Below are 20,302 nucleotides of genomic sequence, written 5' to 3'. Positions count from 1 at the left end.
TATTGTCGTACCAAACGTACCATTGAGACACTTGTTTGCACAGAGGATGGCCCATGTTCACGGGAAGTATTGTCGCGCTTGTTACGCCGATGGATGAGAAAGGTAAAGTCTGCCGGTCGAGCCTGAAAAAACTGATTGATTATCATGTCGCCAGCGGCACCTCGGCGATCGTTTCGGTTGGCACCACCGGTGAGTCTGCCACCCTGAGTCATGATGAACATGGCGATGTGGTGATGATGACGCTGGAGCTGGCCGACGGGCGTATTCCGGTTATTGCCGGAACCGGCGCCAATGCGACCGCAGAAGCCATTAGTCTGACGCAGCGTTTCAACGATAGCGGTGTTGTCGGCTGCCTGACGGTGACGCCGTACTACAACCGCCCAACCCAGGAAGGTTTGTTCCAGCATTTCAAAGCCATCGCTGAACATACTGACCTGCCGCAAATTCTGTATAATGTGCCGTCCCGTACTGGCTGCGATATGCTGCCAGAAACCGTTGGCCGCCTGGCGAAAGTAAAAAATATTATCGCTATTAAAGAGGCCACGGGGAACTTAAGTCGCGTTCACCAGATCAAAGAGCTGGTTTCAGACGACTTCATTCTGCTCAGCGGTGATGACGCGACCGGACTGGATTTTATGCAGCTCGGTGGTCATGGCGTGATTTCCGTAACGTCTAACGTTGCGGCGCGTGACATGGCTGAAATGTGCAAACTGGCGGCAGCGGGGAATTTTGCCGAGGCGCGGGTGATTAACCAGCGTCTGATGCCGTTACACAACAAACTATTTGTCGAACCCAATCCTATCCCAGTGAAATGGGCATGTAAGGAGTTGGGACTTGTGGCGACCGATACGCTGCGTCTGCCGATGACGCCAATCACGGACAATGCTCGTGAAATCGTCAAGGCGGCGCTTAAGCATGCCGGTTTGCTGTAAAGTTTAGGGAGATTTGATGGCTTACTCAGTACAAAAGTCGCGCCTGGCCAAGGTTGCGGGTGTTTCGCTTGTTATGTTGCTCGCGGCCTGTAGTTCTGACTCGCGCTATAAGCGCCAGGTGAGCGGTGATGAATCCTATCTGGAGGCCGCACCGCTTGCTGAGCTTCATGCGCCAGCTGGGATGATTCTGCCGGTTATGTCGGGTGACTATAATATCCCGGTAACCAACGGTAGTGGTGCCGTGGGTAAAGCGCTGGACATTCGCCCACCGGCTCAGCCGTTAGCGTTAGTCACTGGCGCTCGTACCCAGATCGCGGGTGATACGTCGACATTGCTGGTGGAAAATGGTCGTGGCAACACGCTGTGGCCACAGGTCGTTAGCGTCATTCAGTCTAAAAACTACACGATCGCTAAGCGTGATGATGCCAGCCAGACGTTGACCACCGACTGGGTTGACTGGAACCGTCTGGATGAAGACGAGCAGTACCGTGGACGTTATCAAATCTCGGTTAAACCGCAGGGCTATCAGCAAGCGGTAACGGTGAAACTGACGAACCTTGAGCAGGCGGGTAAACCCGTAGCCGATGCGGCATCAATGCAGCGTTACAGCGCTGAGATGATGAACGTTATCTCTGCCGGTCTGGATAAGAACGCCACCGATGCGGCGAATGCCGCGCAGAACCGCTCTGCAGCCACCATGGACGTTCAGAGCGCCGCCGATGACACCGGTTTACCAATGCTGGTGGTGCGTGGACCGTTCAACGTGGTTTGGCAACGTCTGCCGGCAGCGCTTGAGAAAGTGGGCATGAAAGTGACCGACAGTACCCGTTCTCAGGGCAGCATCGCTGTGACCTACAAACCGCTGTCTGATAGCAGCTGGCAGGAACTGGGCGCAAGCGATCCAGGTTTAGTGTCAGGCGACTATAAACTGCAGGTCGGTGATTTAGATAACCGCAGTAGTATGCAGTTTATCGATCCGAAGGGACATACCCTGACGCAAAGCCAGAACGACGCGCTGGTCGCCGTCTTCCAGGCAGCGTTCAGTAAGTAAAAATGAAGGGCTGGATAACTCCAGCCCTTTTTTTCTGATATGATACGCAAACGTGTGCGTCGGCAGAAAAACGCAATATTTATCGTTAATTCACACCCAGGAGTAATAAAGATGCAAAAGCAAGCTGAGTTGTATCGTGGTAAAGCGAAGACCGTATACAGCACGGAAAACCCGGACCTGTTGGTGCTCGAATTCCGCAATGATACGTCAGCAGGGGATGGCGCGCGCATTGAACAGTTTGACCGTAAAGGCATGGTGAATAACAAGTTCAACCATTTCATTATGACTAAACTGCAAGAAGCGGGCATTCCTACCCAGATGGAGCGACTGCTTTCCGATACCGAATGTCTGGTGAAAAAACTGGAGATGGTACCGGTTGAATGTGTGGTGCGTAACCGCGCGGCAGGCTCACTGGTTAAGCGTTTAGGCGTTGAGGAAGGTATTGAACTGAATCCGCCGCTGTTTGATCTGTTCCTGAAAAACGATGCTATGCACGATCCAATGATTAACGATTCCTATTGCGAAACTTTTGGTTGGGTGAGCAAAGAGAATCTGGCACGTATGAAAGAGCTGACCTACAAAGCTAACGACGTGCTGAAAAAGATGTTCGATGATGCGGGCCTGATTCTGGTCGATTTCAAACTTGAGTTTGGCTTGTATAAAGGTGAAGTGGTGCTGGGTGATGAATTCTCACCGGACGGTAGCCGTCTGTGGGATAAAGAAACGCTGGATAAAATGGACAAAGATCGCTTCCGCCAGAGCCTGGGCGGCCTGATCGAAGCCTATGAAGCCGTCGCGCATCGCCTGGGTGTCAAGTTAGACTAATTCCCCTCTGAGCCGGCGATCGCTCACCGGCTCATCAATCTCGCCGATTTTGATTACTGTTTCTTATGGTAATCCTGTTCCGAACCGCCTACGATCATCATCATAATGAATAAAAAGTTGAGGTGATTATGCGCTGGCAAGGGCGTCGTGAAAGTGACAATGTAGAAGACAGACGAAATAGCTCCGGCGGCCCTTCTATGGGCGGGCCTGGTTTTCGTTTGCCCAGTGGTAAAGGCGGCATTATCCTGCTGATTGTGGTGTTGGTCGCAGGTTATTATGGCGTGGATCTCACCGGGTTAATGACCGGTCAACCCGTCTCCCAACAGCAATCATCACGCTCCATCAGCCCAAATGATGATGAAGCGGCAAAATTTACCTCGGTGATTCTGGCCACCACAGAGGATACCTGGGGACAGCAGTTTGAAAAAATGGGCCGGACCTATCAACAGCCGAAGCTGGTGATGTATCGGGGCGCTACGCGTACCGGCTGCGGCGCGGGCCAGTCCGTGATGGGGCCGTTTTACTGTCCGGCGGATGGCACCGTGTACATCGACCTCTCCTTCTACGATGATATGAAAAACAAGCTGGGCGCCGATGGTGATTTTGCTCAGGGCTATGTTATCGCCCATGAAGTGGGCCACCACGTGCAGAAACTGCTGGGTATTGAACCGAAAGTTCGTCAGATGCAGCAGAATGCCTCACAGGCTGAAGTGAACCGTCTTTCCGTGCGTATGGAACTGCAGGCGGATTGCTTTGCCGGCGTCTGGGGACATAGTATGCAGCAGCAGGGCGTGCTGGAGTCCGGCGATCTGGAAGAGGCGCTGAACGCCGCGCAGGCGATTGGTGACGATCGCCTGCAGCAGCAAGGACAAGGGCGCGTTGTACCGGACAGCTTTACCCACGGAACCTCTGAACAGCGTTTTACCTGGTTCAAACGCGGCTTTGACAGCGGCGATCCGGGGCAGTGCAATACTTTTGGAAAAGGCATTTAAAGTACAGAGGCAGGGATGTCTGATAACACGGCGCTGAGTGCGTTAACTGAACAGATGACCCGCGAAGGTATCCGCCGTTTGCTGGTTATCAGCGGCGAGGATAGCTGGTGTCAGGCGCAAGCGTTAGCGCTACGCAACGCGTTACCCGGTGACTGGCTATGGGTAGGGGCGCAAGCCCCTGCTGAGCCGAACTGTACGCCGCAGGCGCTGCAAACATTACTAGGGCGCGAATTCCATCATGCAGTTTTTGACGCCGGGCAGGGATTTGATGCTGCGGCGTTTGCCGCCTTAAGCGGCACGCTGCTCGCCGGGAGCTGGCTGGTGTTGCTGACTCCCCCCTGGCATGGCTGGCACACGCATCCGGACACGGATTCACTGCGCTGGAGCGACTGCGCAGACCCTATTCCAACGCCACATTTTGTTGAGCACATCAAACGGGTGATTTCCCAGGATGGACAGGCATTGCACTGGCAGCAGCATCAGCCTGCTTCGTATCCCCACTTTCCTGCTCGCGCCGACTGGCACGCGGCAACTGGTGAACCTCAGCCTGAACAGGCGCTGATTTTAGCGCAGTTGCTGGGTATGCCTGCTGGCGTGGTTGCCGTGACGGCCGCGCGTGGTCGGGGAAAATCCGCGCTGGCGGGGCAACTGATTGCACGTATCAACGGGACTGCTATTGTTACCGCGCCTGCTAAAGCGGCAACCGATGTGCTGGCGCAATTTGCCGCAGAACGTTACCGCTTTATGGCCCCGGATGCGTTGTTAAGCAGTTCTGCAACCGCAGACTGGCTTATCGTTGATGAAGCCGCCGCAATTCCCGCGCCGCTACTGCATCAGTTAGTCGCGCGTTTTCCCCGTACGCTATTAACCACCACCGTTCAGGGCTATGAGGGAACCGGCAGAGGCTTCTTGTTGAAATTCTGCGCCCGCTTTCCCCATCTTCGACGTTATGAGTTACAACAGCCCGTACGCTGGGCGCTGGGATGCCCTCTGGAGAAAATCGTCAGCGATGCGCTGGTGTTTGACGACGAAACTTTTACGCATGCCCCGTTGGGCGATCTCCATTTCTCGGCATTTGAACAACAATCCTGGCATGACAATCCGGCGCTGCCGGTAGCGGTATATCAACTGCTTTCCGGGGCGCACTATCGCACCTCGCCACTTGATCTGCGGCGGATGATGGACGCACCAGGCCAACATTTTCTTCAGGCATCGTGTGCTGATTCGGTGGCGGGAGCCGTCTGGTTGGTGGATGAAGGGGGACTATCTGCTGAATTAAGCCAGGCCGTTTGGACAGGATATCGCCGACCACGAGGAAATCTGGTTGCACAGTCACTGGCGGCGCACGGTGGCGATCCGTTGGCGGCAACGCTCATTGGACGGCGGGTAAGCCGAATTGCGGTTCATCCTGCTCGCCAGCGAGAAGGTATCGGGCAGCAGTTGATTATGCAGGCCCGGCGTTACTCCACGCAATGTGACTATCTGTCCGTCAGTTTTGGGTATACGGTCGAACTCTGGCGTTTCTGGCAGCGCTGTGGTTTTGTTCTGGTGCGTATGGGCAATCACCGCGAAGCCAGCAGCGGGTGCTATACCGCCATGGCGTTACTGCCTATTAGTGAAGCGGGAAAACGCCTTGCCGGGCGCGAACACCAGCGTCTGCGTCGTGATGCGGAGATCCTTACGCAGTGGAACGGTGAGGGCATTCCGCTGGCCCCGTTGAAAGAGTCTACGCTTAATGAGGATGACTGGAACGAGCTGGCCGGATTTGCTTTCGCCCATCGGCCATTACTGACGTCGCTTGGCTGTCTGACTCGTCTGCTTCAGCACAGCGAGTTACCTCTCCCGGCCTTGCGGGGCCGCTTACAGGCTAAACGCAGCGATGCCGAATTGTGCCAGCAGTTGAAGATCTCCGGGCGTAAAGCACTGCTGGTCGTTCAGCGGGCCGAGGCGGTGCAGGCGTTAAAGCAGCTGGATGCTGAACGTATACAGCGGCTACAAAATCGCATTATGCAATGGCAAAATTTTCACTAACTTCTTCAATTTACTGACATGGTCATTGCGGTTAAGCGGCGTAGAATAATTCTCATCAGTTAAGGAGATCGCCATGAAACATGACCATTTTGTTGTTCAAAGTCCTGATAAACCCGCTCAACAGCTACTGCTGCTGTTTCATGGCGTCGGCGATAACCCGGTTGCCATGGGCGAAATCGGCTCCTGGTTTGCACCGCTGTTTCCGGATGCGCTCATCGTCAGCATTGGCGGGGCTGAGCCTTCTGGTTCTCCTTCCGGACGTCAGTGGTTTTCGGTTCAGGGCGTAACGGAAGAGAACCGGCAGGCGCGTGTTGACGCCATTATGCCGGTCTTTATTGAAACCGTGCGCTACTGGCAGAAGCAGAGCGGCGTTTCACCTCAGGCTACCGCGCTGATTGGTTTTTCTCAGGGGGCGATTATGTCGCTTGAGAGTATTAAAGCCGAGCCAGGGCTGGTATCGCGCGTCATCGCCTTTAATGGTCGCTATGCCACCTTACCAGAGGTTGCAACCACGGCTACGACGGTGCATTTGATTCACGGCGGTGAAGACCGGGTGATTGAGTTATCTCACGCCGTTGCCGCACAGGAAGCATTAATTCGCGCGGGTGGGGATGTGACGCTGGATATCGTCGAAAATCTGGGGCACGCCATTGATGAACACAGCATGCAGTTTGCGCTGGATCATCTGCGTTTTACCATACCGAAGCACTACTTTGATGAAGCGCTGAGCGGCGGTAAGCCTCACGATGATGATGTGATTGAGATGATTTAACCTGTAGGCCGGATAAGGCGAAGCCGCCATCCGGCATGACAGTCAGTGATAGTGCCGGATAGCAATGTGATATGTGTTATCCGGCCTACAAATTATTTCTTCGGCTGATCCTTATTCGGCCAATCGTCGTCGTCGTCCCATTTATCGTTAAAGTCACGATGCGGGGGAAGCTCCGGCTTATTAGCGAGAAACTTTTTGTGGTCGACGCGCTTGAGATCTTTAATCACGTTCAGCAATACGCCTACCAGAAACACCAATACTAAAATCCACCAATATTTTGCCAGCCAGTCCATGCTCATTTCCTCTTGCAGGAACACTCATCAGGCGACGAGTTGCTCCATGATACGTTGATACATACGGGCAAGCAGTTGCAGGTCGGCGGCATTAACGCATTCATTAATTTTATGAATGGTGGCATTGACCGGCCCAAGCTCTACTACCTGTGCCCCCATGCGGGCAATAAAACGCCCGTCGGATGTCCCGCCTGTAGTCAGTAACTGCGGTTTAATTTCATTATAGTGCTCAATGGCGTTCACTACTGCATCCACCAGTTTACCGCGTGCGGTCAGGAACGGCTGACCGGAGAGCCACCAGTCGACGGTATAACGCAGTTGATGTTTTTCCAGCAGTTCCAGCACCCTGGCTTTAATCATTTCATCGTTTAATTCGGTGCTGAAACGGAAGTTAAACTGGATGAACAGCTCACCAGGGATGACGTTGTTGCTACCGGTTCCTGCCTGAATATTGGCAATCTGCATACTGGTCGCTGGGAAGAACTCGTTACCCTGATCCCACTCGATCGCCACCAGTTCATTGAGCATTGGCGCGGCGCGGTGTACCGGGTTATCAGCCAGATGTGGGTAGGCCACGTGTCCTTGCACGCCGTGAATGGTCAGGTTGCAGGTCAGCGAACCACGACGACCATTTTTCACCACGTCGCCAACGATTTCCGTACTGGATGGTTCGCCTACCAGACAATAATCGAGGCGTTCGTTACGCGCCATCAGCGCTTCAACCACCTTTACGGTGCCGTTTTTGGCGCTGGCTTCTTCGTCAGAGGTTATCAGGAACGCCAGACGGCCCTGATGATTAGGATGTTGGGCGACAAAGCGTTCTGCGGCCACGATCATCGCTGCCAGTGAACCTTTCATATCGGCAGCGCCACGCCCAAACAGCATGCCATCGCGAATGGTCGGTTCGAACGGCGGATTAATCCAGCGATCGACATCGCCGGCAGGCACTACGTCAGTGTGACCGGCAAATGCCAGGGTCTCACCTTTACCGCGCCATGCCCAAAAATTCTGCGTGTCACCAAAATCCATACGCTCAACGGTAAAACCTACCGCACGCAGACGTTCAATCATTAACGCCTGGCACCCGGCATCATCCGGGCTCAGAGAAGGACGGCGAATAAGCTGCTGAGTCAGCTCAATAACCGGGCACGACATAGATTACACCTCATTAAAAAACTGCGTATAACTGGAATCACTGAAACCAAGCAGCATAGGCTTACCCGGCTCGCAGAGCAATGGGCGTTTGATAATTGCAGGCATTTCAATCATCAACGCGGCGGCGGCGTCCGCAGTAGTGATTTGACTACGCGTGGCTTCATCCAGTTTCCGCCACGTGGTTCCACGCGTATTGAGCAGCGGCTCCCAACCTAATTCGCTGATAAAAGACTGTAATAGCGCGTTGTCCAGGCCGTCGACGCGATAATCATGGAAGCGGTAGTCGATCTCTCGTTGTTCTAACCAGCGTCTGGCTTTTTTAATCGTATCGCAATTTTTAATGCCGTAGAGCGTGATCATTTGAATCCTTATCGATTTAATTTGAATATTTATTCTCGTGTTGTGTGAACACGGATAATACATATTGTCATCCTGGCGTTATAGAGAAATATAACATTGTTGAACAATGGTGAATAATGATTCCTGAAAGTTCCAAAACTAACTCATAAATGAAAATCAGAATTTGCCTGTTTGCATCAGCCTGTTTTTTCATCAGAATTGCAAAAGTAGTAGATGATGTATGAATATTTCAAAATATTGCAGTAAGTCACATAAAATTTATGGGCATAGCGCATAGTGATCACATAAACCCCAAACACGGGAGGATGTAATCACAACCATCGGTTAAATGATCTTCTTTTGATGATGATGATTTCGTAGAATGCTCATAATAATAAGAGAGGTTGTTATGATTGAACGTGAACTGGGGAACTGGAAAGACTTTATCGAAGTCATGCTTCGTAAATAATTTTCTGGAAGAAATTCAGATCCTGCAAAGGATAAAAAAAGGCGACTCAACGTAAGTCGCCTTTTTTGTGTCCGATTATTCTGGGCGTGGCTTCAATGGGAAGCGTCGGCGGACCAGTACAAAGAACAGGGGAACGAAGTAAATCGCCAGGATGGTGGCTGAAATCATCCCGCCCATTACGCCGGTCCCCACTGCATGTTGACCGCCGGAACCCGCGCCATTGCTGATGGCCATCGGCAACACCCCAAAGATAAACGCCAGCGACGTCATCAGAATTGGGCGTAAGCGCTGGCGACAGGCATGCAGCGTGGCATCAAGCAGATCGTGTCCTTTCTCGTTCATCTCATTGGCGAATTCAACAATCAATATCGCGTTCTTTGCTGAAAGACCGATAACGGTTAATAACCCGACCTGGAAATAGACATCGTTTTCCAGACCGCGCATCCAGGTGGCCAGCAGCGCGCCGATAACCCCCAGCGGCACGACCAGCATGACGGAGAAGGGCACCGACCAGCTCTCGTACAGCGCCGCCAGACACAGGAACACCACCAGCAGAGAGATGGCGTACAGGGCGGGGGCCTGAGAACCCGACAGTCGTTCCTGATAAGACATCGCCGTCCATTCCAGGCCAAATCCGGTCGGCAATTGGCGGACCAGCGACTCCATCACGTCCATCGCCGTACCGGTACTGACGCCGGGCGCGGCTTCACCGACAATCTCGACGGCAGAATAGCCGTTATAACGCTCCAGACGCGGTGAGCCGGTTTCCCAACGCGAGGTGGCAAAGGCCGAAAAAGGCACCATGCCGCCGCTATTATTGCGGACGTACCACAGGTTGATATCGTCCGGGAGCATGCGGTATTTTGCCGCCGCCTGGACGTAGACTTTCTTCACGCGGCCGCGGTCCATAAAGTCGTTAACGTAGCTGGAGCCCCAGGCCGTTTGCAATGTGTCGTTGATGTCGTCAATGGACACGCCCAGCGCCTGGGCTTTGCGCTGATCGATATCAATTTGCAATTGTGGACTGTCGTCGAGTCCGTTATGACGAACGCGGGTGAGGGACGCGTCTTTCCCGGCCAGCTCAATCAGCTTGTCGCGTGCGGCCATTAACGCGTCATGGCCCGCGCCGGCGTGATCCTGCAGTTCCATATCAAAACCAGCCGAACTTCCGAGGCCGCTAATGGCTGGAGGGCTGCTGGCGAAGACGCGAGCCTCTTTAATCTTATTAAACGCTTTGGTCGCGCGTTCGATGATGGCGAAGGAGGTCCCGGTGGTGGTGTCACGCTCATCCCAGTCTTTTAAACGCACGAACATACGCGCCACGTTTTGTCCGTTCCCGCCGGGGCCGGATCCTACCGTGGAAAAGACCGACATGATGTTGTCTTTTTCGTGGGTGAAGTAATACTTCTCTACTTCCTCTACCACTTTCAACGTTTGTTGTTGGGTGGAGCCGCTGGGGAGCTGTATCGAGGTGGTAAACATTCCGCGGTCTTCCAGCGGCAGGAAGGAAGTCGGCAGACGCAGGAACAGGAAGACCATACCGCCGAGCAGCAGAACGTAGATCAGGATCCAGCGCAGGCTGCGGTGCAGGATCCGGGCAACGCCTTTTTCGTAGCGCTCGGCGTTGCGATTAAACATGCGGTTAAACCAGCCGAAGAAACCGGTTTGCCCGTGATGCTCGCCTTTATGCAGCGGTTTGAGTAGCGTGGCGCACAGGGCAGGGGTGAGGATCATCGCCACCAGAACGGACAGCACCATCGCGGAAACAATGGTAATCGAGAACTGGCGATAAATCGCCCCGGTGGTACCGCCGAAGAAGGCCATTGGGATAAACACTGCCGACAGTACCATGGCGATACCGACCAGCGCCCCCTGGATTTGCCCCATCGATTTCCGCGTCGCTTCACGCGGCGTGAGGCCTTCCTCACTCATAATACGCTCGACGTTTTCCACTACTACAATGGCGTCATCCACCAGCAGGCCGATCGCCAGCACCATCGCAAACATGGTTAACGTGTTCACGCTATAGCCAAAGGCGTAGAGCACGGAGAAGGTGCCCATCAGAACGACAGGTACGGCGATAGTGGGAATCAGCGTGGCGCGGAAGTTTTGCAGGAACAGGTACATGACCAAAAATACCAGCGCGATCGCTTCCAGCAGGGTTTTTACCACGTCGATGATTGAGGCTTTAACGAAGGAGGTGGTTTCATACGCCACCTTGTATTCCAGCCCGTGTGGAAAATACTGCGAAAGCTCGTTCAGGCGGTCGATAACCAGCTCAGCCGTTGCCATTTCATTAGCGCCGGAGGCCAGTTTTACCCCCAGACCGGAAGCCGGGTTGCCGTTGAAGCGGCTGAGGTAGTCATACTTTTCCGCGCCCATTTCGACCGTCGCCACGTCGCCCAGTTTAACTTCTGAACCGTCCTGGTTAACGCGTAGCGTAATCGCGCGGAATTGATCCGGAGTCTGCAGCAGCGACTGGGCATTAATCGTCGCATTCAGCGCCTGTTTGTCTACTGAAGGCGTACCGCCAAGTTGCCCGACGGCAATCTGCGCATTCTGTGACTCGATGGCATCGGTCACATCTTTGGCGGTCATCTGGAAACTGTTAAGTTTGGCCGGATCGAGCCAGATACGCATGGAGTATTGTGAGCCGTAGGCATCGATATCCCCCACGCCGTTTATACGGCTGAGCGGATCCTGAATATTACTCGCGACGTAATCGGCGATGTCCTGCTTATCCATGGAGCCATCGGTAGAGACGAAGGCGATGGTCAGAATATTGGTATCCCCGGTTTTACGCACCGTGACACCTTGATCCTGTACCGCCTGCGGCAGCTTACGCATTGCCGATTGCAGCTGGTTTTGCACCTGCTGTACGGCCTCGTCAGGATCGGTTCCGGCGACAAAGCTCAGCGTAACCGTCGCCTGGCCTGTCCCGCTGCTTTGTGATGACATGTACATCAGATTATCGAGACCAGTCATATTCTGCTCGATGACCTGGGTCACGGTGTTTTCCAGCGTTTGTGCAGATGCGCCAGGATAGTTGGCGGTTACCCGCACGTTGGGCGGGGCCAGATCGGGATATTGCTCAACGGGTAGTGAAAAAATAGCCAGGGCTCCTGTCAGGCACAACAGGATAGCTAACACCCAGGCAAAAATGGGGCGATCGATGAAAAAATTCGCCATTAAAAGGGGACCTCGTGTTTCTGCGTATCGTTATGGGTATGACTTGTTTCACTTTAGCGGCAAGGTACGAGCCAAACGTGGAGAAAAAAAGAAGATAATGTAAATTATCATGCCCGTTTACAGCATACCTTTTGTGCCAGCGCCCGTCAGGGCGGGATCCCGGCCTGCAAGCGCTTTGCGGTTCTTTACGTTAGACCACTGTCGGATTCAGCCGAACGAAAACTGATGCTTACCAGCGTTCCCCCGCCGGAGGGCTGCGAGAAGGTCAATGTGCCGCTGAGTCTTTCCGCTCGCTCATGCATAATATTTAATCCATAGTGTCCGGTAGGCTCATGCGGTTCGCCAATGCCGATGCCGTTATCGCGGATATAAACCGTATGATTGCCATCCGGCGCGGTGACGCAACTGACGGCAATTTCGGTTGCGTTAGCATGCTTAATCGCGTTCAGCACCGCTTCACGAACAATTTGCAACAGATGCACCTGCATTTGCGCATCCAGCGCCAGCGTAGGCAACCGACAGTCGAGTGTGAGTTTAGCTGTGGTCTGATTTTGCAGCGTTTCCAGCATTTCATGCAGAGCGGAGGGTAAATCGGCCTGCTGTAAGGTCAGACGGAAGGTGGTCAGCAGCTCGCGCAATTGACGATAGGCATCATTCAGCGCCTGAGAGAAATCCGCCATAATGCTTTGCGCCGGAGCGTTATCCTCTGGAATCGAGCGCTTCAGCAGCGTGAGCTGAATGCGTAAATAAGAGAGCACCTGCGCCAGCGAGTCATGCAGTTCGCGTGCAATGGTCGCGCGCTCTTCCATTAATAACAGCTGCTGAAAATGTTTTTGCGCCTGGTTGAAGTACAACCCGCGTCCCAGCATTGATGATACGCTGTTGAGCAGCGGGGTCGAGGCATTGACGTTTGGACTTTGCCAGTGCAGTTCGCCGTAGACGGTTTCCTGCATCGTGACCGGCAGGATTTGCATTGGCAGCTCGGGGCTTTTGGTCCCTTCGCTAATCCGCCAGTTATCACCGACGGTAAGCTCCAGGAAATACGCGGCGTCATGTTCGCGGACAATCTGTAAAATATGGCGGAAGCAGTACACATCAATCTGGCTGGTGTTGAGCGCCTGAGAGCACTGATACAGCACCTCCAGGCGGCGATTAGCTTCGTGGAGATCGTGGGTTTTCTCTGCGACCGAGGCTTCCAGCGAGCGGTACAGCTTGTGCAACTCACTCGACATCTGGCTAAAGGTCTTGCCCAGCAGCCCCAGTTCGTTGGGTAAACCGGTATCCAGCGGCGGGATATCAAACTGACCGTGCTCAATGTGCTGGCTGGCCATTACCAGCTTATTTAGCGGCCGCACCACCTGCTGGCGAATGCGCCGCAGGGTAAAGAAAACCAAAGTGAATATGCCGATCCCGCCTGCCAGCGAAATACCAAAAACCAGCATCACTTTGCGTTCGGCGTAGTGTTGCAGCGCCAGCACGAAGAGATCGATTTGATCGACATAGTTGTTGATATTGGCCTGGTACCATTTTAAATCGCCATCGATCAAACGGGCGTTCATTTCCAGCCAGTTTGCATGCAGTCGTCCATAGCGACTTTTCACCGCTTGCGGTACATACCACGCATTCAGATTTTGCAATGCCGACGAGTTTAGCGCCTGTTGGAAAAGTTGGCGGTGAGCGTTGAGCTTCGGGCTTTGGCTTTGCAGATCGTAACCCAGACGGTAGCTTTGCATGCGCAATGAGCCAGCAACGTTGATGGCTTCAGCATCCCGCAAGCTGCTGGTCAGCGTGAGCAGCGCAATACCCGTTGAGAGAATCGACAACAGCACGATGTAGAAAAAAGCCTTGGCCAGACTGGCCGAGACCGGACGCTTTACCGTCACTTGTGCATCCTCACACACTACACGTCGCGCCTTGATTCAGCCCGAACGATGCGGTGTAGTTGATAAATGTTAATAAAACGCCATGAAACTGGATGGTAACTGAAACACAATTTCATATGCGATGAAATAAATTGATCTGCCACAGGTTCTGGATAAATAGTTGTGCTTCCTGGGCAAATGAACATTGCCGCTTCCTTCCGTGTCGGTTAATAACAACAGTCATATAAAGAATAAGGTTTTTGCAACCAAAAAAGAAGGAAGCCATGAATCGTTTTATTATGGTCAATAGCCAGCAGTGCCTGGGTTGCCATGCCTGTGAGGTCGCCTGCGTCATGGCTCACAATGGCGAGCAGCATGTCCTGAGCCCGCGGCATTTTCAGCCCCGAATTACCGTCATCAAGCATCAGCAACAACGCAGTGCGGTGACCTGCCACCACTGTGAAGATGCGCCCTGCGCCAGAAGTTGCCCAAACGGGGCAATCAGCCATGAAAACGACAGCGTGCAGGTGAACCCGCAAAAATGTATTGGCTGCAAATCGTGCATCGTGGCTTGTCCCTTTGGCACGATGCAGATCGTACTCACTCCCGTGGCTAAAGGAAAGGTGAAAGCGACAGCGCATAAATGCGATTTGTGCCAGGGGCGTGAAGAGGGGCCCGCTTGCGTGGAAAACTGTCCGGCACAGGCGTTACAGTTGGTGACGGAAAACGCGCTTACCGGTCTGTCAAAAGCGCGCAGACTGCGTACAGCCAGTCTGGAGAGTCAGCCCTGGCACAGTAGCGCTACCGATTTTGTTCAGGATGCCATCACCAAACGTGAGCAAATGCAGGCGACGCCTGCGCGTGGTGAGCCGGACAAGCTGGCGATTGAAGCCCGTAAAACCAGCTTTGAAGAGATCTATCTGCCGTTTCGCACGGCGCAGGCGGAACGGGAAGCATCCCGCTGCCTGAAATGCGGCGACCACAGTATTTGCGAATGGACCTGCCCACTGCATAACCATATTCCGCAGTGGATAGAACTGGTCAAAGCCGGGAACATTGACGCGGCGGTTGAGCTTTCTCATCAGACCAACTGTCTGCCGGAAGTGACCGGGCGCGTGTGTCCCCAGGATCGGCTCTGCGAAGCGGCATGTACGGTGCGTAACGAGCATGGCGCGGTGACTATCGGTAATATTGAGCGTTATATTTCTGATCGGGCGCTGAGTAAAGGTTGGCGACCGGACTTAAGCCACGTACAGAAAGTGGATAAGCGCGTCGCGATTATCGGCGCGGGTCCGGCGGGCCTGGCCTGTGCGGATGTGTTAGCGCGAAACGGCGTTAGCGCCACCGTGTACGATCGCCATCCTGAAATCGGCGGTTTGCTGACGTTTGGCATACCGGCCTTCAAGCTCGACAAAACGCTGCTGGCGCGTCGCCGTGAAATCTTCAGCGCCATGGGCATTCATTTCGAACTTAACTGCGAAGTGGGCAAGGATGTGGCGCTGGCGACGCTGCTGGAAGAGTACGATGCCGTGTTTGTGGGCGTGGGGACCTATCGTTCCATGAAGGCGGACCTGCCGAATGAAGACGCGCCTGGTGTTTATGATGCGCTGCCGTTCCTGATTGCCAACACGAAACAGGTGATGGGGCTGGATGAACTGCCTGAAGAACCGTTTATTGATACCGCCGGGCTGAATGTGGTTGTCCTGGGCGGAGGCGATACGGCAATGGACTGCGTTCGCACTGCGCTGCGTCACGGCGCAAGTCAGGTAACCTGCGCCTATCGTCGTGATGAAGCCAACATGCCGGGTTCGAAAAAAGAGGTAAAAAACGCGCGTGAAGAGGGGGCGAACTTTGAGTTTAACGTCCAGCCGGTTGAACTGGTGTTGAATGCCGATGGACGAGTCAGCGGCGTGCGTTTCTTACGTACCCAGCTTGGCGAGCCGGACGCGAATGGGCGTCGACGTCCGGTGCCGATCGCCGGGAGTGAGTTTGTTATGCCCGCAGACGCGGTGATCATGGCGTTTGGTTTCCACCCCCACGGTATGCCGTGGCTGGAGACGCATGGCGTTAAGGTCGATAACTGGGGACGCATTGCCGCCAACGTTGAGAGCGCGTACCGTTATCAAACCAGTAATCCGAAAATTTTTGCCGGCGGAGATGCGGTACGCGGTGCGGACCTGGTGGTCACGGCGATGGCCGAAGGGCGGCATGCTGCCCAGGGGATCGTTGACTGGCTGGGCGTAAAATCAGTCAAATCTCATTAATCGGCGAGTAGGCCGGATAAAACGCGTTAGCGTTGCCATCCGGCAATGTGCCGCATGCATGCCTGATGGCGCTTTGCTTATCAGGCCTACATTGTTCCAAGACAAACCCGGTTTCACGGCGTAGTATTATTTTTCACTTCTCGCCGTGGAGCCGGTATGTCGCAAAAAATTACCCTCATCAAAGATAAAGTCCTTTCTGATAACTACTTCATCCTGCGCAATATCACCTATGACCTGACCCGAAGTAATGGGGAGGTGATTCGTCACAAACGCGAGGTTTACGATCGCGGCAACGGTGCGACTATTCTGTTGTATAACGCTGAGAAAAAAACCGTGGTGCTCATCCGTCAGTTCCGCGTCGCGACCTGGGTCAACGGTAACGAAGACGGCCAACTGATTGAAACCTGCGCCGGGCTACTGGATAACGACGAACCGGAAGTGTGTATTCGTAAAGAGGCGATTGAAGAGACCGGCTATGAAGTGGGTGAAGTGCGTAAACTGTTCGAACTCTACATGTCGCCGGGCGGCGTAACGGAGCTGATCCATTTCTTTATCGCGCAATACAGCGACAGTCAGCGGGCAAACGCAGGCGGCGGTGTTGAAGATGAAGATATTGAGGTTCTGGAGCTACCGTTCACGCAGGCACTGGAAATGATTAAAACGGGTGAGATCCGTGACGGCAAAACGGTGCTGTTGTTGAACTACCTGCAGTCGTCGCACCTTATGGATTAACCTCCAGTATTAATATTTCTTTACAAATAGACGGCCAATCCGACGATTCTTATTGAGCCACATCAGTCGCGCAAGGAAGATACCGCTTAGGCTGTGTGTTTTGATTTCGGGGTTGTACCGTCCATGCGCTATCGCGTCATTTTCCTTTTCCTGCTCGGGCTGCTACCCGTTCGTTTGCTGTGGGCCGCGCCCGCGCAGCAGGCTTTTTCTGATTGGCAGGTGACGTGTAACAACCAGAATTTTTGCGTGGCGCGCAATACCGGAGAACATCACGGCCTGGTCATGACCCTCAGCCGCAGCGCTGGGGCGCACACCGATGCGGTGTTGCGTATTGAACAGGGAGGGCTGGAGCCTTCCCATGTTAAAGAGAGCGAAATTTCGCCGCGTCTGTTGCTGGATGGCGCCCCGCTTGCGCTTAGCGGTGAGCACTGGCGTATTACGCCCTGGCAACTGATGACCGATGATCCGGCCACTATTAGCGCATTTTTACAAACTGTACAGGACGCGAAGGCAATAACCCTGCAAAAAGGCGCGCAGAATCTTTCACTGATCGGATTAAAAGCCGCATTGTTGTTTATCGACGCCCAGCAAAAACGCGTTGGGAGCGAAACCGCATGGATCGAAAAAGGTGATGAGCCGCCGCTCAGCGTACCGCCAGCCCCGGCCCTGAAAGGTGTGGCTGTCATTAACCCAACGCCAACGCCCTTAACGCAACAAGAGCGCAGCGAGCTGCTGGATTATGGTAACTGGCGCATCAATGGTATTCGCTGCTCGATCGATCCACTGCGTCGCGAGATGCGCGTCACGGCCCTGACGGATGATAAAGCGCTACTGATGATCGGCTGCGAAGCTGGGGCGTATAACACTATCGATCTGGCGTGGATTGTTTCGCGCGCAAAACCGTTAACCTCCAGTGCCGTACGTTTGAGTCTCCCTTTTAAAACGGATGCCGAAAGTCGGGATATGGAGCTGACCAACGCCACGTTTGACGAGAAGTCGCGAGAACTGGTTACCCTCGCTAAAGGGCGAGGGTTGGCAGATTGCGGTATCCAGACGCGCTGGCGCTATGATGGACAGCGGTTTCGCCTGGCGCGTTATGCCCAGGAACCAAGTTGCGATAACTGGCATGGGCCAGATGCCTGGCCCACATTGTGGATCACGCGTTAAGCACTTTATGCGCTTTGGCGACGATGTTATCCACCGTAAAGCCGAAGAACGGGAACAACTTATCTGCCGGAGCCGATTCTCCATAACCGCTCATGCCGACAATTGCCCCTTTTAGGCCGACATATTTGTACCAGTAATCGGCAATGCCTGCTTCCACCGCCACGCGCGCGCTGACGTTTGCCGGTAAGACCGATTCCCGGTACGCCTCATCCTGAGCGTCAAAAATATCGGTTGAGGGCAGAGAAACCACGCGCACGTTACGGCCTTCACCGGTCAGTTTTTCCGCCGCCAGCAGCGTAATTTCCATTTCTGAACCGGTCGCAATCAAAATAACATCCGGTTTACCGCCGCTGTCCTTCAGCACATATCCTCCGCGGGCAATCTGCTGCACCTGTTCAGGCGTTCGCTCAACCTGCGCCAGATTTTGTCTGGAGAGGATTAGCGCCGTTGGCCCGTCATGGCGTTCGACCGCCAGCTTCCAGCCCACCGCGGCTTCGACCTGATCGCACGGTCGCCAGGTGCTGAAATTAGGCGTCAGACGCAGGCTGGCGAGCTGCTCGACGGCCTGGTGCGTAGGACCATCCTCCCCCAGACCAATCGAGTCGTGGGTATAAACCATGATTTGTCTGGCCTTCATCAGCGCCGCCATGCGCGCGGCATTACGGGCATATTCGACAAACATCAGGAACGTGGCGGTGTACGGTACAAAGCCACCGTGATGGGCGATACCGTTGGCAATCGCGGTCATGCCAAATTCCCGCACGCCGTAGTGGATGTAGTTTCCGGCCGGATCCTCTTTAAGTGAAGCGGAACCTTTCCAGATGGTCAGGTTGCTGGGCGCCAGATCCGCTGACCCGCCAAGCAGTTCAGGCAGTATCGGCCCGTAGGCGTTCAGGGTATTTTGTGAGGCCTTACGGGTGGCGATTTTGGCCGGATTAGCCTGTAAGTCGGTAATGTACTTCTGGGTTGTTTCTTCCCACTGTTCCGGTAGCCCGCCGCTCATTCGACGGGTAAATTCAGCCGCCAGCTCCGGGTGTGCTTGTTGATACGCCGCGAATTTCTCATTCCAGGCCTGTTGCGCTTTCTCACCTTTTTCCCGTGCATCCCACGCCCGGTAAATCTCTTTGGGGATCTCAAAAGCAGGATGGTGCCACCCCAGCTTCTGTCGGGTTAGCGCCACTTCTTCTTCACCCAGCGCGGCGCCGTGCGCTTCTTCTTTCCCGGCTTTATTCGGTGAGCCAAAACCAATCACCGTGCGGCAGATAATTAGCGATGGTTTATCGGTAACAGCCTGCGCTTCCTGAATGGCTTTTTTCACCGCCTCTGGGTCATGACCGTCAATCTCGTGCACCACATGCCAGTGATAAGCCTCAAAGCGTTTTGCAGTATCGTCGGTAAACCAGCCGTCGGTTTCACCGTCAATTGAGATGCCGTTGTGATCGTAGAAGCCAATGAGTTTGCCAAGCCCCAGCGTGCCCGCCAGCGAACAAGCCTCGTGTGAAATACCCTCCATCAGACAGCCGTCGCCCATAAAGACCCAGGTAAAGTGGTTAACAATCTCATGGTCCGGCTGGTTAAACTGCGCTGCCAGCGTACGTTCGGCAATGGCCATACCGACGGCGTTGGCTAAACCCTGACCCAGCGGTCCTGTCGTGGTTTCCACGCCCGGCGTGTAGCCAATTTCCGGGTGCCCTGGCGTCTTCGAATGGAGCTGACGGAAGTTCTTTAATTCTTCGATCGGCAGGTCGTAACCGGAAAGATGCAACAGGCTGTAAAGCAGCATTGAGGCGTGGCCGTTGGACAGAATAAACCGGTCACGATCGTACCAGGTGGGGTCGGTCGGGTTATGGCGTAGAAAATCGTTCCACAGAACTTCGGCGATATCGGCCATCCCCATTGGTGCTCCAGGGTGGCCGGAGTTAGCTTTTTGGACGGCATCCATACTTAGCGCACGAATGGCATTGGCAAGCTCTTTACGGGTCATAGGAAATACTCCTTGAAAAGTAAAGTGTTAGATGCGTGTTGTGATTCACACTTTTGGGAAAATTGCGGGAGTTGTCAGCAAAAAGCATAGCAGACAGGCATGGTATTGCTGGATTAAGCAGGTAACATGGTTGTTATAAATTGATAACAAATTCTTTCTTTGAATGGTGAGAGTTTGGGGACCTTCAAAGTTTGTACCGTTGACTGAGGTGATAATGTGCGGCTCAGTAGAATGGTTACCCGCGC

The 20,302-nt window shown here is 54.0% G+C and carries 16 protein-coding genes; 10 read left to right on the top strand and 6 right to left on the bottom strand.

Features of this window, described 5'->3' with window-relative positions:
- Positions 1–53 precede the first annotated feature (53 nt).
- The 6 genes from dapA (at position 54) to ypfH (ending at position 6,603) form a co-directional block, all read left to right on the top strand.
- On the top strand, positions 54–932 hold the full coding sequence (gene dapA, locus FHD02_RS12810) for a 4-hydroxy-tetrahydrodipicolinate synthase (RefSeq protein WP_016153972.1): 879 nt from the start codon (positions 54–56) through the stop codon (positions 930–932).
- A 16-nt stretch (positions 933–948) separates the two neighbouring features.
- Positions 949–1,983, top strand: coding sequence for an outer membrane protein assembly factor BamC (gene bamC / locus FHD02_RS12805; RefSeq protein ID WP_038642564.1), 1,035 nt, complete (start codon positions 949–951; stop codon positions 1,981–1,983).
- Positions 1,984–2,094: 111 nt separating this feature from the next.
- The gene (purC, locus tag FHD02_RS12800) at positions 2,095–2,808 is read left to right on the top strand and encodes a phosphoribosylaminoimidazolesuccinocarboxamide synthase (RefSeq protein WP_003835086.1); all 714 of its coding nucleotides are present in this window, start codon (positions 2,095–2,097) and stop codon (positions 2,806–2,808) included.
- 128 nt (positions 2,809–2,936) lie between these two features.
- Positions 2,937–3,800, top strand: coding sequence for a neutral zinc metallopeptidase (locus tag FHD02_RS12795; protein WP_032944186.1), 864 nt, complete (start codon positions 2,937–2,939; stop codon positions 3,798–3,800).
- Positions 3,801–3,815: 15 nt separating this feature from the next.
- Positions 3,816–5,831, top strand: coding sequence for a tRNA(Met) cytidine acetyltransferase TmcA (locus FHD02_RS12790; RefSeq protein ID WP_137360587.1), 2,016 nt, complete (start codon positions 3,816–3,818; stop codon positions 5,829–5,831).
- Positions 5,832–5,904: 73 nt separating this feature from the next.
- A complete protein-coding gene (ypfH, locus tag FHD02_RS12785; RefSeq protein WP_220393933.1) occupies positions 5,905–6,603 on the top strand; it encodes an esterase in 699 nt (232 codons plus the stop codon).
- 92 nt (positions 6,604–6,695) lie between these two features.
- On the opposite strand, the gene FHD02_RS12780 is transcribed toward ypfH, so the two are convergent.
- Genes FHD02_RS12780 through FHD02_RS12770 form a run of 3 tightly spaced genes read right to left on the bottom strand, consistent with a single transcriptional unit; the run spans position 6,696 to position 8,411 of the window.
- Entirely contained in the window at positions 6,696–6,896 is a 201-nt protein-coding gene (locus tag FHD02_RS12780) for a YpfN family protein (protein ID WP_003835080.1), read from the bottom strand.
- A gap of 27 nt (positions 6,897–6,923) precedes the next feature.
- Positions 6,924–8,051, bottom strand: coding sequence for a succinyl-diaminopimelate desuccinylase (gene dapE, locus FHD02_RS12775; RefSeq protein ID WP_137360589.1), 1,128 nt, complete (start codon positions 8,049–8,051; stop codon positions 6,924–6,926).
- Positions 8,052–8,054: 3 nt separating this feature from the next.
- Entirely contained in the window at positions 8,055–8,411 is a 357-nt protein-coding gene (locus tag FHD02_RS12770; RefSeq protein ID WP_137360590.1) for an ArsC family reductase, read from the bottom strand.
- A 388-nt stretch (positions 8,412–8,799) separates the two neighbouring features.
- Between FHD02_RS12770 and ypfM the strand changes: the two genes are divergently transcribed.
- Entirely contained in the window at positions 8,800–8,859 is a 60-nt protein-coding gene (gene ypfM, locus FHD02_RS12765; protein WP_001386977.1) for a protein YpfM, read from the top strand.
- Between the two features lie 75 nt (positions 8,860–8,934).
- Here the strand turns inward: ypfM and acrD are convergent, their stop codons facing one another.
- Both acrD and narQ read right to left on the bottom strand, forming a co-directional pair.
- The gene (gene acrD, locus FHD02_RS12760) at positions 8,935–12,048 is read right to left on the bottom strand and encodes a multidrug efflux RND transporter permease AcrD (RefSeq protein ID WP_137360591.1); all 3,114 of its coding nucleotides are present in this window, start codon (positions 12,046–12,048) and stop codon (positions 8,935–8,937) included.
- Between the two features lie 185 nt (positions 12,049–12,233).
- Positions 12,234–13,931 carry a nitrate/nitrite two-component system sensor histidine kinase NarQ gene (gene narQ, locus FHD02_RS12755; protein WP_220393932.1) on the bottom strand — a complete coding sequence of 566 codons (1,698 nt, stop codon included), beginning with the start codon at positions 13,929–13,931 and terminating at the stop codon, positions 12,234–12,236.
- A 263-nt stretch (positions 13,932–14,194) separates the two neighbouring features.
- On the opposite strand from narQ, the gene aegA reads away from it, so the two are divergent.
- The 3 genes from aegA to FHD02_RS12740 all read left to right on the top strand — a co-directional run bounded on the left by aegA (position 14,195) and on the right by FHD02_RS12740 (position 18,073).
- The gene (gene aegA / locus FHD02_RS12750) at positions 14,195–16,174 is read left to right on the top strand and encodes a formate-dependent uric acid utilization protein AegA (protein ID WP_220393931.1); all 1,980 of its coding nucleotides are present in this window, start codon (positions 14,195–14,197) and stop codon (positions 16,172–16,174) included.
- 156 nt (positions 16,175–16,330) lie between these two features.
- Positions 16,331–16,906: a GDP-mannose pyrophosphatase NudK gene (gene nudK, locus FHD02_RS12745; protein WP_220393930.1), complete on the top strand. Its 576-nt coding sequence runs from the start codon at positions 16,331–16,333 to the stop codon at positions 16,904–16,906.
- A 123-nt stretch (positions 16,907–17,029) separates the two neighbouring features.
- Positions 17,030–18,073 (top strand): DUF1176 domain-containing protein, encoded by a 1,044-nt coding sequence (locus FHD02_RS12740; protein WP_220393929.1) that lies wholly within the window; start codon positions 17,030–17,032, stop codon positions 18,071–18,073.
- On the opposite strand, the gene tkt is transcribed toward FHD02_RS12740, so the two are convergent.
- Complete coding sequence (gene tkt / locus FHD02_RS12735; protein WP_220393928.1) at positions 18,063–20,057, bottom strand: transketolase; 1,995 nt, start codon at positions 20,055–20,057, stop codon at positions 18,063–18,065. The genes FHD02_RS12740 and tkt overlap by 11 nt on opposite strands.
- Between the last annotated feature and the right edge of the window lie 245 nt (positions 20,058–20,302).

The organism is Citrobacter sp. EC_71 (assembly GCF_019584005.1).
Classification (GTDB): domain Bacteria; phylum Pseudomonadota; class Gammaproteobacteria; order Enterobacterales; family Enterobacteriaceae; genus Citrobacter; species Citrobacter werkmanii.
Note: the sequence above shows the minus strand (reverse complement) of the source record. Positions and strands in the feature narration are given on the sequence as shown.

Coding starts and splice junctions, on each gene's coding strand:
- dapA (WP_016153972.1), top strand. CDS start 54: ATGTTCACGGGAAGTATTGTCGCGCTTGTTACGCCGATGGATGAGAAA.
- bamC (WP_038642564.1), top strand. CDS start 949: ATGGCTTACTCAGTACAAAAGTCGCGCCTGGCCAAGGTTGCGGGTGTT.
- purC (WP_003835086.1), top strand. CDS start 2,095: ATGCAAAAGCAAGCTGAGTTGTATCGTGGTAAAGCGAAGACCGTATAC.
- FHD02_RS12795 (WP_032944186.1), top strand. CDS start 2,937: ATGCGCTGGCAAGGGCGTCGTGAAAGTGACAATGTAGAAGACAGACGA.
- FHD02_RS12790 (WP_137360587.1), top strand. CDS start 3,816: ATGTCTGATAACACGGCGCTGAGTGCGTTAACTGAACAGATGACCCGC.
- ypfH (WP_220393933.1), top strand. CDS start 5,905: ATGAAACATGACCATTTTGTTGTTCAAAGTCCTGATAAACCCGCTCAA.
- FHD02_RS12780 (WP_003835080.1), bottom strand. CDS start 6,896: ATGGACTGGCTGGCAAAATATTGGTGGATTTTAGTATTGGTGTTTCTG.
- dapE (WP_137360589.1), bottom strand. CDS start 8,051: ATGTCGTGCCCGGTTATTGAGCTGACTCAGCAGCTTATTCGCCGTCCT.
- FHD02_RS12770 (WP_137360590.1), bottom strand. CDS start 8,411: ATGATCACGCTCTACGGCATTAAAAATTGCGATACGATTAAAAAAGCC.
- acrD (WP_137360591.1), bottom strand. CDS start 12,048: ATGGCGAATTTTTTCATCGATCGCCCCATTTTTGCCTGGGTGTTAGCT.
- aegA (WP_220393931.1), top strand. CDS start 14,195: ATGAATCGTTTTATTATGGTCAATAGCCAGCAGTGCCTGGGTTGCCAT.
- nudK (WP_220393930.1), top strand. CDS start 16,331: ATGTCGCAAAAAATTACCCTCATCAAAGATAAAGTCCTTTCTGATAAC.
- FHD02_RS12740 (WP_220393929.1), top strand. CDS start 17,030: ATGCGCTATCGCGTCATTTTCCTTTTCCTGCTCGGGCTGCTACCCGTT.
- tkt (WP_220393928.1), bottom strand. CDS start 20,057: ATGACCCGTAAAGAGCTTGCCAATGCCATTCGTGCGCTAAGTATGGAT.